This is a genomic window from Mycobacterium sp. SMC-17, from assembly GCF_045310915.1.
Taxonomy (GTDB): Bacteria; Actinomycetota; Actinomycetes; order Mycobacteriales; family Mycobacteriaceae; genus Mycobacterium.
Genome location: NZ_JBJIAK010000037.1, coordinates 33,502 through 45,736 on the forward strand (window position 1 = coordinate 33,502; position 12,235 = coordinate 45,736).

General features: G+C 67.2%; 14 protein-coding genes. 1 reads left to right on the forward strand and 13 read right to left on the reverse strand.

The features are described from left to right. Positions 1 to 7: 7 nt before the first annotated feature. From ACJH7A_RS21275 to ACJH7A_RS21335, 13 genes are all read right to left on the reverse strand, one after another. A complete protein-coding gene (locus ACJH7A_RS21275; RefSeq protein ID WP_043400785.1) occupies positions 8 to 382 on the reverse strand; it encodes an NADH-quinone oxidoreductase subunit A in 375 nt (124 codons plus the stop codon). Between the two features lie 193 nt (positions 383 to 575). Then, positions 576 to 968, reverse strand: coding sequence for a response regulator transcription factor (locus ACJH7A_RS21280; protein ID WP_135357290.1), 393 nt, complete (start codon positions 966 to 968; stop codon positions 576 to 578). A gap of 45 nt (positions 969 to 1,013) precedes the next feature. Further along, a complete protein-coding gene (locus ACJH7A_RS21285; protein WP_244872836.1) occupies positions 1,014 to 1,331 on the reverse strand; it encodes a DUF6285 domain-containing protein in 318 nt (105 codons plus the stop codon). Beyond that, entirely contained in the window at positions 1,328 to 2,299 is a 972-nt protein-coding gene (locus ACJH7A_RS21290) for a phosphotransferase family protein (RefSeq protein ID WP_244872837.1), read from the reverse strand. Before ACJH7A_RS21290 ends, ACJH7A_RS21285 begins: the two co-directional genes overlap by 4 nt. Beyond that, positions 2,296 to 3,534 (reverse strand): acyl-CoA dehydrogenase family protein, encoded by a 1,239-nt coding sequence (locus tag ACJH7A_RS21295; protein ID WP_212813609.1) that lies wholly within the window; start codon positions 3,532 to 3,534, stop codon positions 2,296 to 2,298. Before ACJH7A_RS21295 ends, ACJH7A_RS21290 begins: the two co-directional genes overlap by 4 nt. A gap of 18 nt (positions 3,535 to 3,552) precedes the next feature. Then, positions 3,553 to 4,182, reverse strand: coding sequence for a TetR/AcrR family transcriptional regulator (locus ACJH7A_RS21300; protein ID WP_212813611.1), 630 nt, complete (start codon positions 4,180 to 4,182; stop codon positions 3,553 to 3,555). A 2-nt stretch (positions 4,183 to 4,184) separates the two neighbouring features. Further along, on the reverse strand, positions 4,185 to 5,090 hold the full coding sequence (locus ACJH7A_RS21305) for a hydroxymethylglutaryl-CoA lyase (RefSeq protein WP_212813613.1): 906 nt from the start codon (positions 5,088 to 5,090) through the stop codon (positions 4,185 to 4,187). Beyond that, a complete protein-coding gene (locus ACJH7A_RS21310; RefSeq protein ID WP_212813615.1) occupies positions 5,087 to 6,289 on the reverse strand; it encodes a CaiB/BaiF CoA-transferase family protein in 1,203 nt (400 codons plus the stop codon). Before ACJH7A_RS21310 ends, ACJH7A_RS21305 begins: the two co-directional genes overlap by 4 nt. Then, positions 6,286 to 7,476 (reverse strand): S9 family peptidase, encoded by a 1,191-nt coding sequence (locus ACJH7A_RS21315; protein WP_212813617.1) that lies wholly within the window; start codon positions 7,474 to 7,476, stop codon positions 6,286 to 6,288. The genes ACJH7A_RS21310 and ACJH7A_RS21315 overlap by 4 nt, the downstream gene beginning before the upstream one ends. Positions 7,477 to 7,507: 31 nt before the next feature. Continuing rightward, entirely contained in the window at positions 7,508 to 8,623 is a 1,116-nt protein-coding gene (locus ACJH7A_RS21320; protein WP_212813618.1) for a homogentisate 1,2-dioxygenase, read from the reverse strand. Between the two features lie 89 nt (positions 8,624 to 8,712). After that, entirely contained in the window at positions 8,713 to 9,099 is a 387-nt protein-coding gene (locus tag ACJH7A_RS21325; RefSeq protein WP_212813621.1) for a nitroreductase/quinone reductase family protein, read from the reverse strand. Between the two features lie 26 nt (positions 9,100 to 9,125). Next, a complete protein-coding gene (locus ACJH7A_RS21330) occupies positions 9,126 to 10,283 on the reverse strand; it encodes an acyl-CoA dehydrogenase family protein (protein WP_212813623.1) in 1,158 nt (385 codons plus the stop codon). Positions 10,284 to 10,316: 33 nt separating this feature from the next. Next, positions 10,317 to 10,907 (reverse strand): TetR/AcrR family transcriptional regulator, encoded by a 591-nt coding sequence (locus ACJH7A_RS21335; protein WP_212813625.1) that lies wholly within the window; start codon positions 10,905 to 10,907, stop codon positions 10,317 to 10,319. 289 nt (positions 10,908 to 11,196) lie between these two features. On the opposite strand from ACJH7A_RS21335, the gene ACJH7A_RS21340 reads away from it, so the two are divergent. Then, entirely contained in the window at positions 11,197 to 12,186 is a 990-nt protein-coding gene (locus tag ACJH7A_RS21340; protein ID WP_212813627.1) for an esterase family protein, read from the forward strand. The last annotated feature ends 49 nt before the right edge of the window (positions 12,187 to 12,235 follow it).

The window sequence follows — 12,235 nt, forward strand, 5'->3', positions numbered from 1 at the left end:
TCTGCCCTCAGTCCCAGCTCAGTCCGCCGCGTCGCCAGATGTATGCGTAGGCGACGAACACCGTCAGCATGAACAGCAACATCTCCACCACGGCGAATACCCCGAGCGATTCGAAGGAAACGGCCCAGGGATACAGGAAGACGATCTCGATGTCGAAGACGATGAACAGCATGGCGGTCAGGTAGTACTTGACCGGGAACCGCTGCCCGGTGGTCTCATGCCCGGGGGAGCCTGGGGCCATCGGCTCGATGCCGCATTCGTAGGCCTCCAGCTTGGCCCGGTTGTACCGGCGGGGGCCGATGACCAGCGCGATTCCGACCGAACCCACCGCGAACGCCGCGGCGATCGCGCCGAGTACCAGGATGGGGATGTAGACGTTCATGCGTTCGTCATGCCCTGTGTGGCTCCCTCGTCGAGCTGTCGATGTGAGCTGGCCCACAGCTTAGCTCGGTTAACGGAACGGCCGCCGCATTTTGGCTAGGATCATGATCAGTTCCTGACGTTCCCGCGTCTCATCGCCGCTGACGCGAAGAGTGAACGGCCACAGGCCATTTCGTGCTGGTTAACGCACGGTTTCACCGCTGTGGAGACAGCACCGCCACCACGGCCTCGCCGAGCCGGATCGGGTCGATCGGATGGGGCACTGCAGCCTCCGCGCGCGACCAGGAGGCCAGCCAGGCGTCGTCCGGGCGGCCGGTGAGCACCACGATCGGCGGGCAGTTCGCGACCTCGTCCTTGAGTTGCTTGGCGAGCCCCATCCCGCCGGCGGGTGTGGCCTCGCCGTCCAGGATCGCCAAGTCGATCCCGCCCGCGTCGACGGAACTCACCACGACGGGCGCCGTCGCCACGTCGAGATACGTCAGGTCGGGCAGGTCCGGGTGGATGCGCCGTCCCAGCGCCGTGCGCACCTGGTCACGGGTGTTCGGATTGTCGCTGTACACCAGGATCTTGAGCGCGGAGTCGGCCACGTGCTCAGGCTACGACAGTACGGCGATCAGGTAGGCCGGGTTCGGCTACTCGTCGGCATAGCCCGGATGGGCCACGTCCAGCCGATGCCGCACGAGCGCCCGCAGCACGGGCTCGAGTTCGGGGCCACGGTCGTCGAACTCCCCGTCGCGTATCGCGCGCGCCAGGGCCTGCTCGTCGTCGAATCCCAGCAGCCCCGGTTCTGCGCCGTCCTGAGACAGCTCGCGTTCGACGATCCGCAGCGCGTTCGCGGCCACGCGGGCATGGAAGTTCACCGCGCCATCGGTGGCCGCGCGTACCTCGGTCTCCAGGAACTCGGCCACGGCGGCGACCAGTTCAGCGGCGGTGGGACGGTAATGGCTCATCGGGCCGCCACGAGGTTGAGCAGGTCCCATTCGGTTTCACACACCCGCCGGCCGATGGTCGCCAACTCCACCGACCTGGCCTGTCCGGACAGGTGGCGCTGCGCCTGATACCGGCAGATGATGCCCCAGCGCAAGGTGGCGGACACCAGCCACCAGTGAAAGGCCTTGCGGTCCAGAGTGATTCCGCTGGAGTGCTCATAGGCGGTCAGGAAGTCCTCGATGCGGCCCAGGCCGCCGGCGTCCAGCGTCCGCGGCGCCCCGAAGCGCCAGGCCCGAATGCAGAACCAGGCCAGGTCCTCGGCGCGCGAGCCCAGATGGGTGAGCTCCCAATCCAGCACTGCCGCCAGCCGGCTGCCGTCGACGATCAGGTTGCCCATCCGGAAGTCGCCGTGCACCAACACCGCACCGCCGGTGTCCGCCGGCTGGTTGCGCGCCAACCAGCGGAAGGCCCACTCGAAAGTGGCTGTGGTGTCACCGATCTCGTCGAGTTCGCGCCGCCATGAACTCAGTTGGTCTTCGCTCGACAGCCCGATGCCGGTGGGGTCGGCGCGGTGGATCGCCGCCAGCGCTGCGGCGCATTGCCCGAGAAGGGTGGTCCGGCCGTCGTCGTCGAGTGCGCGCTGGATCTTGCGGACGATGGTCTCCCCGGGTACGAAATCGCACACCAGGAACGGACTGCCGAGGGCCTCCGGTGAGTTGCTGGCCGCCAGCACCCGGGGCACGGGCGCGCCCGTGGCCGCGGCCCGGGACAGCGCGGCGGCCTCGAGCTCCATGCCGGCGTGGATTTCGTCGGGCGGTCCGACCCGCAGGATCAATGGGCGGGCGTCGGCCGCGGTGGTCGCCGCGAACGCCCACGTCGCGCGGCTGGCACCGCCGGTGAGTTCCCGCAGGTTCTCGACGCTGACCTCGCCGAGCTCCGGTTCGAGCACCGCGGCGAGCGCTCGGGCCAATTCCGGCGCGTCGATCACTTGCGCCCGAACTTCAGCATCCGCTGCGCCACCCGGCGAATCTGAATCTCTTCCGCCCCTTCGGTGATCCGGTAGCGGCGGTGGTGCCGGTAGATGTGCTCGAACGGCTCGTGCCGGCTGTAGCCGACGCCACCGTGGATCTGCATGGCTCGGTCGGCCGCCTCGCATACCAGTCTGTTGGCGCGGTAATTGGCCATCGACACCTTGTCGGAAACCTCCATGTGGTGATCCCGATCGAGGTGCCAGGCGGCGTAATACACCAGCAGCCGGACCATCTGGGCCTCGGTCTGCAGCTCGGCCAGCGGCCACTGCACGGCCTGGTTCACCGCCAGGGGCTTACCGAAGACGACGCGCTCGCCGGCGTACTGCGCGGCCCGGTCGATGCAGTACTGCGCGGCGCCCAGACTGCTGGCGGCCTGACGGATGCGGTTCTCGTGCAGGAACGTCTGGCCGACCTCCAAGCCGTGGTCCACCTCGCCGAGCACCGCATCAGCCGGCACCCGAACATCGTTCAGTTCGACCTCGCCGTGGTCGCTCGGCATGTTGAACGTCCACCAGTAGTACGGCACGGTGAAACCGGGGGTGTCGGTGGGCACGAGGAACGCGGTGATACCGACCGCCTGCCCGGGATCCCCCGACGTGCGGGCGAAGATCAGGTCGTGGGTGGCGCGGTGCACTCCGGTGTTCCAGCGCTTGCGGCCGTTGATGATCCACCCGTCACCGTCCCGGACCGCCGTGGTCTCGAGCCAGGTGGCGTCGCTGCCGTGGTCGGGTTCGGTGAGCCCGAACGCCATCGACCGTTCACCGGTGATCATGGCCTCGACCCATTCGGCTTGCTGCGCCGGGGTGCCGAACCGGCTCATCATGATGACCTGCGGGAAGTTGCCGACGATCGATGACTCGTCCTGCAGGTCGTTGTGCAGGCCGAGGCCCTTGTGCGCCAGGTGTTCCCGGATGACGGCCATGTCCAGATTGGTGCCGTCGCGGCCACCGAACTCGCTGGGCAGGCCGTAGCGCAGCCATCCGGCTGCGTCGGCACGGCGGCGCATCTCGTCGAGCAGATCCTCCCATTCCCGGGTGGGCACACCGCCGTTCTCGAGGTCCGTACGGGCGAATTCCCGGCGCCGGTCGAAGTACTGCAGGTTCTCTCGTTCCAGCGGTTTGATCTCCGCCTCGATGAAGGCATCCATCTCTGCCAGCAGGCCCGGAAGGTGTTCCGGTAGAGCGAAATCCACGGTGATCTCTTTCGTCGGTCAGAAGCCGTACAGGGTTTTCTTCCAGATGGTCGACAGGGTGGTGATGGCGTCCTCGTCGCTGATCTGCAGCCCGGAGTCCGGGTTGCCGACCACCACGACGGTGAAGTTCTCGAACAGCAGCGAAATCGCCGCGGCGATGTGTTCGGGATCGAGGCGCTGCCCGGGGTGGATGCCCTGCGCATGGCCTTGCTCCGTGGCGTGGCGGACCGAATCGGCGACCAGGTCCATCCCGAAGCGCCGGAACTCGTTCTGTACCTTGGCGAAGCGCGGCTGCGTGGCGCCCAGCTGGGCGACCGCGATCATGATGCCGATGTTCTGCTTGAAGAGGTTCCAGTACCCCGTCACCACGGTGGTGAAGTACTCGGTGTCCTCGGGGGACTCCGGCAGCGGCACACTCATCCCCGACGGGGTGACGATGTCGTGCAGGAAAGACTCGGCCAGCTCGGCCAGCAGGTCCTCCTTGTCGTCGAAATAGCGGTAGAACACCGCCGACGACTTTCCGGCAGCCGACGTGATGTCGGCCAGCGTGGTGCCGTGAAAGCCCCGCTCGGCGAACAGCTTCCGGGCGGCGAGTTCGATGGCCTCGCGGGTCTGTCGGCCCTTGGCGGTCAAATTTGCGGTGGGCATGCTCAGCCCAGCAGCCGGTCGCCGGCGCGCAGCAGGGCGCTGGGCAGCTCATGGCCCACAACACGCTGCGCCACCATGGCCGCGTCGATCGCCAGGTCCAGGTCGATGCCGGTGTCGATGTCGCTGTCCCGCAACAGGTAGACCAGGTCTTCGGTCGCGATGTTGCCGGTCGCGCCGGGTGCGAACGGGCAGCCGCCCAGGCCGCCCACCGACGCGTCGAGTCGCGTCACACCGGCCTGCACGGCGGCGTAGGCGCTGGCCAGGCCGGAGCCCCGCGTGTTGTGGAAGTGCGCGCCGAGCGGCAGGTCTCCGATGACCGGGCGGACGCGGCTGATCAGGTCGCTGACACGCCGCGGGGTGGTGGTGCCGATGGTGTCGGCGATGGCCACCCGATCCGCCCCGAATTCCATTGCTGCCGCGGCGATATCGACCACCCGGCCCGGGTCGGTCGGTCCGTCGAAGGGGCAGTCCCAGGCGGTGGCGATGATGACTTCGGCGCTGGCGCCGCTGTCGTGGGCCAGGCCGACGATGTCGGAGATCAGGGCCGTCGAATCGGCCGTCGAGCGCCCGACGTTCGCCCGGCTGTGCCCGTCCGCGGCGGACACCACGTATTCCAGCGACCGCATGCCGGCCGCCAGCGCACGGCCGGCGCCGCCGGCCCCCGCCACGAGCGCGGAGAACTCGACGTTGGGAAAAGCGTCCAGCGCCGCGGCCAATTCGGCGGCATCGGCCAGTGCGGGCACCTTGGACGGTGAGACGAATGCGGTGGCCTCGACCTCCTGCACACCGGTGGCAACGATGGCCTCGAGCAGTTCGAGCTTGGCGGACAACGGAATCGGGTCTTCGAGTTGCAGGCCGTCGCGCAGGCAGACCTCGCGGACGGTCACGTGGGCCGGCAGGTCGGTCACAACACACCCTCCTCGCGCAGTGCCGACAACTGCCCGGCATCGAGACCGAGGAGACGGCCGAACACCTCCGCGTTGTCCTGGCCTGGCCGCGCCGAGCCACCGTTGCGGATGGTGCCGGGCGTGTCCGAGAGCACCGGGACGACGCCGGGACCCTTCACATTGCGTTGCACCCGTTCGTCCCAGTGGTCGGCAATCATGTTGCGTGCCTGCAGTTGTGGGTCTTGTACCACCTCGGCGACAGTGTTGATGGGCCCACTGATCACGCCGGCCTCCGACAGGGTGGCGATGATGTCGTGGGGCTCCCGCTGCGCTGCCCAGTCGCCGATGATCTTGTCGAGTTCGTCCTGGTTGCGGCCACGCGCCAGATGGTCGGCGAACCGTTCGTCGGTCGCCAGTTCGGGCCGGTCCATGGCCTGACAGAGCCGCCGGAACACCGTGTCCTGATTGGCCGCGATCACCACCCAGCTGCCGTTCGCGCTCTGGTAGATGTTCGACGGCGCGATACCTTCGAGCCGGGTGCCCGACGGTCCGCGCACCACGCCGCCGATGTCGTAGTCCGGAATGGTGGATTCCTGGATGGCCAAACAACTTTCGGTGAGTGCCGTATCCACGACCTGGCCCTCGCCGGTGACACTGCGCCGGTACAGTGCGGCGAGCGCGCCTTGCGCGGCGAACATGCCGGCGAGGCTGTCGCCCAGCGACAACGCGAGTCGCGGCGGGGGACCGCCGGGGAAACCGTTCATGTGCCGCAGCCCGCTCGCCGCCTCGGCGACCGACGCGTAGCCGGCCTTCCCGGCGTCGGGACCCGTCTGGCCGTAGCCCGACACCCGCACCAGGATGATGCCCCGATTGCGTTCGCGCAGAACGTCGTAACCCAGGTTCCATTTCTCGAGCGTGCCGGGCCGGAAATTCTCCACGATCACATCGGACTGCTCGACGAGGTCGAGGAACAGCTCCCGGCCGCGCGCGGTGCGCAGGTCGAGCGTCACCGCTTTCTTGTTGCGCGCGTGGACCGTCCAGAAGAACCGGTGGCCGTCGAGCTCGGCCTGGCCCCAGGTCCGGAGCGGATCGGGGGCCGACGGCAACTCGATCTTGAGGACCTCGGCGCCCATGTCGCCGAGCAGCCGGCCGGCGAACGGACCGGAGATCAAGGTGCCGAGTTCGAGCACCCGGATGCCGTCCAGAGCACCCGTCGTCACAGCGAAAACCCCCGCTGGTGCAGCCAGTCCGTGCAGATGCCGACGGCCTGCCGCAGCGTGCCGCGCTGATCCGGTCCGGAGTAGTAGTGGTTGGCGCCGGGAATCTCGTGCATCTCCTTGTCCGGATGCCCGATCGCCTCGTAGAGCCGCCGCGTGTGGCTGGGCGTGCAGGCGTCGTCGGCGAGGTTGCCGATCACCAGTGTCGGCACCGCGATGTCCGGACCCGCCTTCACGGCGTCACCGTTGGCGTCGTCGTAACTCCACTGCGACAGCCAGCTGCGCAACGTACAGAATCGGGCCAGGCCGACGGGGCTCATGTTCACCACTCGAGGATCCCCCAGATAGCACTGTCCCGGGGTGCGTTCGTTGGGATCGACCGTCGGGTCGAGCCAGCGCGGGTCGGCCATGGTGCCGTGCACGACGAACGCGAACTCGTCATCGGGCCGCCCCGCCGCCTTGAGCTCGGCGAGCTTTTCCTTGACCCACTTGGTGATTCGCCGGTTCCGGGCGATCTGTGCCTCGTGGTACCGCTGCAGGAACTCGGGGGAGTACGGCGGTTGGTTGGGGTTGTCCGGGTTGTAGAGATCGAGTTCGGGATCGCGCTTCGACGGGTCGTTCTCATCGAGGATCGAGGCGTCCATCCACTCGGTCATGGTGCCGTGGCGGCTGATGTGGGCGGCCAGCAGCATGAGACCGTCCGCCGGGATCAGGCCCAGCTTCGTCAGGTCCGGCCCGTCCCCGGAGGGACTGGCCGTCACCGTCGGGTGCTGCGCCTGCTGCTGGTAGAAGACCGACAGCGAGCCGCCGCCGCTCCACCCGGCGAGGACCACCTTCGCGTAGCCCAGCCGGTTCTTGGCATCCTTGATGCACTCACCGAGATCCTCGACCACCTTCTCCATCAGCAATGCCGAGTCGGTGCCGCGGAAGCGGCTGTTGCAGTAGATGACGTGGTGGCCGGCGCGCGCCAGTGCGTTGATCATCGGCAGGTAGGCGCCGCCCCCGATGGGGTGCATGAACACCAGCACCGTGTCACTCGGCTTGGCTTTCGGCTTCAGCAGGTAGCTTTCCAGCACCACCAACTCCGCCACGCCGCCGTACACATCGCGCACTGCCGAGTTGTTCTGGTACGCAACCAGATACGGGATGCGGTCGTAGTCGTGCTTGACGGGTGCTTCGGCGGTTGTCATCAGTGCTCTCTCTTCTTCGCGCAAGCGCTCATCAGTGCTGCCCCAGATCATTGGCAAGGATTTCGGCGGAGGGTGTGAGACGTCGGCGCGTATCGATGGCGATCACCGACCAGTCGACGCGGTCGTACTGGTCGAACTTGCGGCGGGCGCGCTCCCGCGCCGCTTCCGGTGCGCCGTGGTGAACACCTTGGGGCGCATGGGAGATCAGGCCCGGCGGCATCGGGATGCCGTACAGCGAGCCGGAGTGGAAGAACGCGATCTCGTCGTAGTCGACGTTGCGGTGGTACCAGGGGGTGCGCTCGGTACCCGGCACGCTCTCGGCCGGCTTGGGTAGGAAGTTCATCACGTAGACGCCGGTCGCCTGCATGAACAGGTGCACGGTCGGCGGCAGGTGCACGCTCTCGGACGTGATGACGGTGTAGTCCTCGATGTTGAAGGTGAACGGGAAGTTGTCGCCCCGCCAGCCCTCCACATCGAGCGGATTGTGTTGGTAGATGAGCGAGGTGGTCCCAACCCCATCGACCGGGGCGTGGTACATCCGCACCTCGTACTCTCCGTCTTTTTGCGGGCCGTCGCCAGTTTCAAGCGGCTCGGGTTCGGGGATGGTGACCTGCGCCGGGTCGAACGGGAAGTGTCGTCCCAAGGTCCCGGCCGGCGGCACCCGGAAGTCATCGGTGGCCTGGATCATGAGCCACGTCGACTCGTCATCCGGCACCTGCCGGAACGTGCACGCCTTCGGGATGTAGACCCAGTCGCCCTCGCGGTACCGCAGCGGCCCGAATTCGGTCTCCAGCAGCCCGGAACCCTTGTGTACGAACAGGAGTAGATCACCGTCGACGTAGCGGACGAAGAACGGCATCTCGGTGCTCCGCCGGCTCAGCAGCACCTGGCAGTCGGCGTTGGAGAACATCAGCAGGGGAGCGCCCGCCGCGTCGGTCGCATCCGAGGGCTTCAATTCGGAGGACAGCACGTCTGTGGGCCGGAGCGGGCCGACGGTGCGGTATGCGGTGGGGTCGTTGCGCCGGTACATGTTCGCGGTACGCCCGACGAAGCCGCCGCGCCCGAGTTCGTCGTCCTTGAGCCCATCGAGGTCGGCGTGCACTCGCTTGGGAGTTTTGCCTTTGCGCAGGTGGACGAATGATTCCATGCTTGCTCCTGTACGTGGCCCTGGAACTAAAAATAACGTTAGTTTTACTTATGGACCGATGTCAATGACCCGACGGAGATTGGCGCGGCCTAACCGTCCAGGTCGACGCGCACGGTCAGCAGGTTGGTGCCGAACGTGCGTACCCCGAAGCTGTTGAACTGCGGCAATTCGCGAAGTCGCGCGGCCGCGTCATCGTCGGGTACCAGGTGCGCAGTCCCGCTGTGCCATCTGCCATGCAACCGCACCCGAACCCGGGGATCAGCCTGGATGTTGCGGATGTACTGGGACTTCTCACCGAATTCCGAGACGAACCAGAACTGCCCGTCGACGATCTTGCCGCCCAGCGGAGTGCGACGGGGTTCACCGGACTTGCGCCCTGTGGTCTCGAGTAGCGTCTGAAACGGCAACCGCCGCATGACGGGATTGGCGATCCGCTTCTGGAAGAAGTTGGTGAAAGCGGGCTGTGGGTTTGGCATCTGGCTATTTCACACCCTCGTGTTCATCAGATCATCGACGTCCGCGGGATCTTCATCCCGAGCGTGAGTGCGCCGGCCAGTTCCCGGCTGGTGTCGTAATCGAAGACGACGTGCCCGGCCAACACGTCGACGTCGCGCTTGAACCGCTGCATCGGGCTGGCCAGGAAATGGATGCTGGCTCCGCCGGCGCCCATCAGGTCACCGATCACCGCCCGCGATTCGGCCACGATGTGCGCGGCCGTCAGCCGGGCCTGTGCGCGCACCGGCTTCTCCACGGGATCGCCGGCGACGACGATCTCCTCGATCTCCCCGACGGTGTCGGCGAGCAGTGCGCGCAGTGACCGCAACCGCACCTGTGCTCCGGCCAAGTGCGCCTGGGCGATTGGCTTGTCCTTCTGCATGACGCCCTCGTACGGCAGCACCCGCTCGGCCAGCCGTTGCGCGTAGTTCTCGGTGACCCTCTCGGCGCTGCCCAGGGCGGGCATGGCGGCGAGCAGGGCCAGCGCCGGCACCATCGGCCAGCGGTAGGTGGCGCTGTCATGCAGTCCGGCGCCGGGCGCGGTGCCGGCGTAGATGTCGGTCACCTTGACCAGTCGGTGCTCGGGCACGAAGACGTCCGTGGCGACGACGTCGTTGGATCCGGTGGCTCGCATGCCGTCGGTGTGCCAGACGTCCTCGACGGTGATGGCACTGATCGGCAGGAGCGCCAGGGCGGGGTAGATGCCGTCATCGGGCCCGCAGAGCGCGGCGACGATGATCCAGTTGCCGTGCATCACCCCGGTGGCCCAGGACCAGCGCCCGGACAGTCGGATGCCGCCGTCGACCGGCAGTCCTCTGCCGGTGGGGGCCAGCGGTGCGGGCGCCAGGAAGGGGCGGCTCTCGAACGCCTCCTGCTGGGCCTGCTCGCCGAACAGCGCCAGCATCCAGTTGTGCAGCGTGAGGAAGCCGATGGTCCAGGCGCTCGAGGTGCAGCCGTGGGCAAGTCGGCGTACCGGGTCGAGGATGTCGGGGAACGGCGCCTGCTGTCCGCCGAAACGCGCGGGCACCAGAAGTTCGGTGAACCCGGACGCGATCAGGTCGCGCACGGTGTCGTCCGGAAGGCGCCGGAGTTTTTCGGCCTCGGCGGCGCGTTCGCCGAGCGCGGTCACGAAGCCATCGGTTATGCCGGCCTGCGTACTCAACATGAGCGGACCGTACCATACCTTTTGGTATGGAGATCAGGTCGCGAGCATCAGGTCGAGGAATCGTTCGCTGCGGGCGGCCAACCGCGGATGGGGGGAGTCGCCGGAGAGGTGTAGGAACCCGATGCCGACCGCGAAGGTGGCGTCGGCCCGCAGCTCCGCCTCGTCGCCGTCGAAGCCGTAATCCTCGAACGCGCGCCGAACCGCGGCGAGAATGCGCCGATCCGCGGCGCGCACACTCTCGGCGACCGCCTCATCCGAGCGCGCCCACTCCCGCATGGCCCGCTCCAGCGTCCAGTGCCGGGGGCTGACCAGCGAGTTCATCATCTGGATCAGTCGGTCCCGCGGCGGCAGGGCGCCGATTTCGTCGATCTGGCTGCGGTCGGCGTCACGGAGCTCGCCCCAGCCCTGGACGAGGGCGGTCCGGTAGGCGGCGATGTTGGCGAAATGCCAGTAGAAGCTGCCTTTCGTGACGTTCAACCGGGCGCACAGGCGATCGATCTTCAGCGCCTTCAGGCCCTCTTCCGCCAGGATCGCGTAACCGGCCGCGCGCCAGTCGTCGATACCCAACCGGCTGCCCGGCCGGGTGTCCGCCAGGTCGTCGACGTCGTTCCGATCGCTCGTCACAAACGGCAGCCTACGGCCGGATGAACGGCTCCCAGCAGAGCCGCCGGGTGATAGCTGAACGATACGAAGTCCGCAACAACCTGGTCTCAAGCGCGATTCGGGGGTTCCTCGGCGTGTCGGGTGCGTGTTTTACTGCCCACAGACAACTGAATCATTCGGTGTGTTCAGTTCCCGTACCAGGCTGAGCTCACCGCACGCGGCTGCGGGAATCGCGGCCGTGCCACCAACGCCATCCGATCGCGTGGAGTGGGCACTTTACCCGGTACCCGACACTGAAATGGGATTGTGAATGTTCGTTGACAAGATTCGCGGCCGTTGGGCACGCAGGGTCGCCGGCGCCGTCTCGGCCGCCGTCCTGCTCCCCGGTCTTATCGGACTTGCCGGCCAGACAGCGACCGCCGGCGCGTTCTCGCGCCCCGGCCTGCCGGTCGAATACCTCCAGGTCCCGTCACCTGCCATGGGACGCGACATCAAGGTCCAGTTCCAGAGCGGTGGTAACGGGTCGCCCGCGGTGTACCTGCTCGACGGCCTGCGTGCGCAGGACGACTACAACGGCTGGGACATCAACACCGCCGCCTTCGAGTGGTACCTCAACTCCGGTCTGTCGATCGTCATGCCGGTCGGCGGCCAGTCCAGCTTCTACAGCGACTGGTACAAGCCGGCGTGTGGCAAGGCGGGCTGCTCCACCTACAAGTGGGAGACCTTCCTGACCCAGGAGCTGCCGCAGTGGCTGGCGGCCAACCGCGAGGTCAAGTCGACCGGGATGGCGGCAGTCGGTCTGTCGATGGCTGGTTCGTCCGCGATGACCCTGGCCATCTGGCACCCCGAGCAGTTCATCTACGCCGGTTCGATGTCGGGCTTCCTGAACCCGTCCGAGGGCTGGTGGCCGTTCCTGATCAACGTCTCGATGGGTGACGCCGGCGGTTACAAGGCCGACGACATGTGGGGCTCGACGGGCGACCCGAACAACGCCTGGCAGCGCAACGACCCGATGGTCAACATCGGCAAGCTGGTTGCCAACAACACCCGCCTGTGGGTCTACTGCGGTAACGGCAACCCGAGCGAGCTCGGCGGCGACAACGTGCCGGCCAAGTTCCTCGAGGGCCTGACCATCCGCACCAACCGCACCTTCCAGGACAACTACCTGGCCGCGGGCGGCAACAACGCGGTGTTCAACTTCCCCGACAGCGGCACCCACGACTGGGGCTACTGGGGCCAGCAGCTGCAGGCCATGAAGCCTGACCTGCAGCGCGTGCTGGGCGCGAACGCCTCCTCGTAACCACGACAGCAAAAGGCCCCGGGAGCAATCCCGGGGCCTTTTGCTTGTC

What these genes read in the sequence shown, in the direction of transcription:
- ACJH7A_RS21320 (WP_212813618.1), bottom strand. Translation starts at nt 8,623, where the DNA reads ATGGAATCATTCGTCCACCTGCGCAAAGGCAAAACTCCCAAGCGAGTG.
- ACJH7A_RS21315 (WP_212813617.1), bottom strand. Translation starts at nt 7,476, where the DNA reads ATGACAACCGCCGAAGCACCCGTCAAGCACGACTACGACCGCATCCCG.
- ACJH7A_RS21300 (WP_212813611.1), bottom strand. Translation starts at nt 4,182, where the DNA reads ATGCCCACCGCAAATTTGACCGCCAAGGGCCGACAGACCCGCGAGGCC.
- ACJH7A_RS21330 (WP_212813623.1), bottom strand. Translation starts at nt 10,283, where the DNA reads ATGTTGAGTACGCAGGCCGGCATAACCGATGGCTTCGTGACCGCGCTC.
- ACJH7A_RS21325 (WP_212813621.1), bottom strand. Translation starts at nt 9,099, where the DNA reads ATGCCAAACCCACAGCCCGCTTTCACCAACTTCTTCCAGAAGCGGATC.
- ACJH7A_RS21340 (WP_212813627.1), top strand. Translation starts at nt 11,197, where the DNA reads ATGTTCGTTGACAAGATTCGCGGCCGTTGGGCACGCAGGGTCGCCGGC.
- ACJH7A_RS21275 (WP_043400785.1), bottom strand. Translation starts at nt 382, where the DNA reads ATGAACGTCTACATCCCCATCCTGGTACTCGGCGCGATCGCCGCGGCG.
- ACJH7A_RS21285 (WP_244872836.1), bottom strand. Translation starts at nt 1,331, where the DNA reads ATGAGCCATTACCGTCCCACCGCCGCTGAACTGGTCGCCGCCGTGGCC.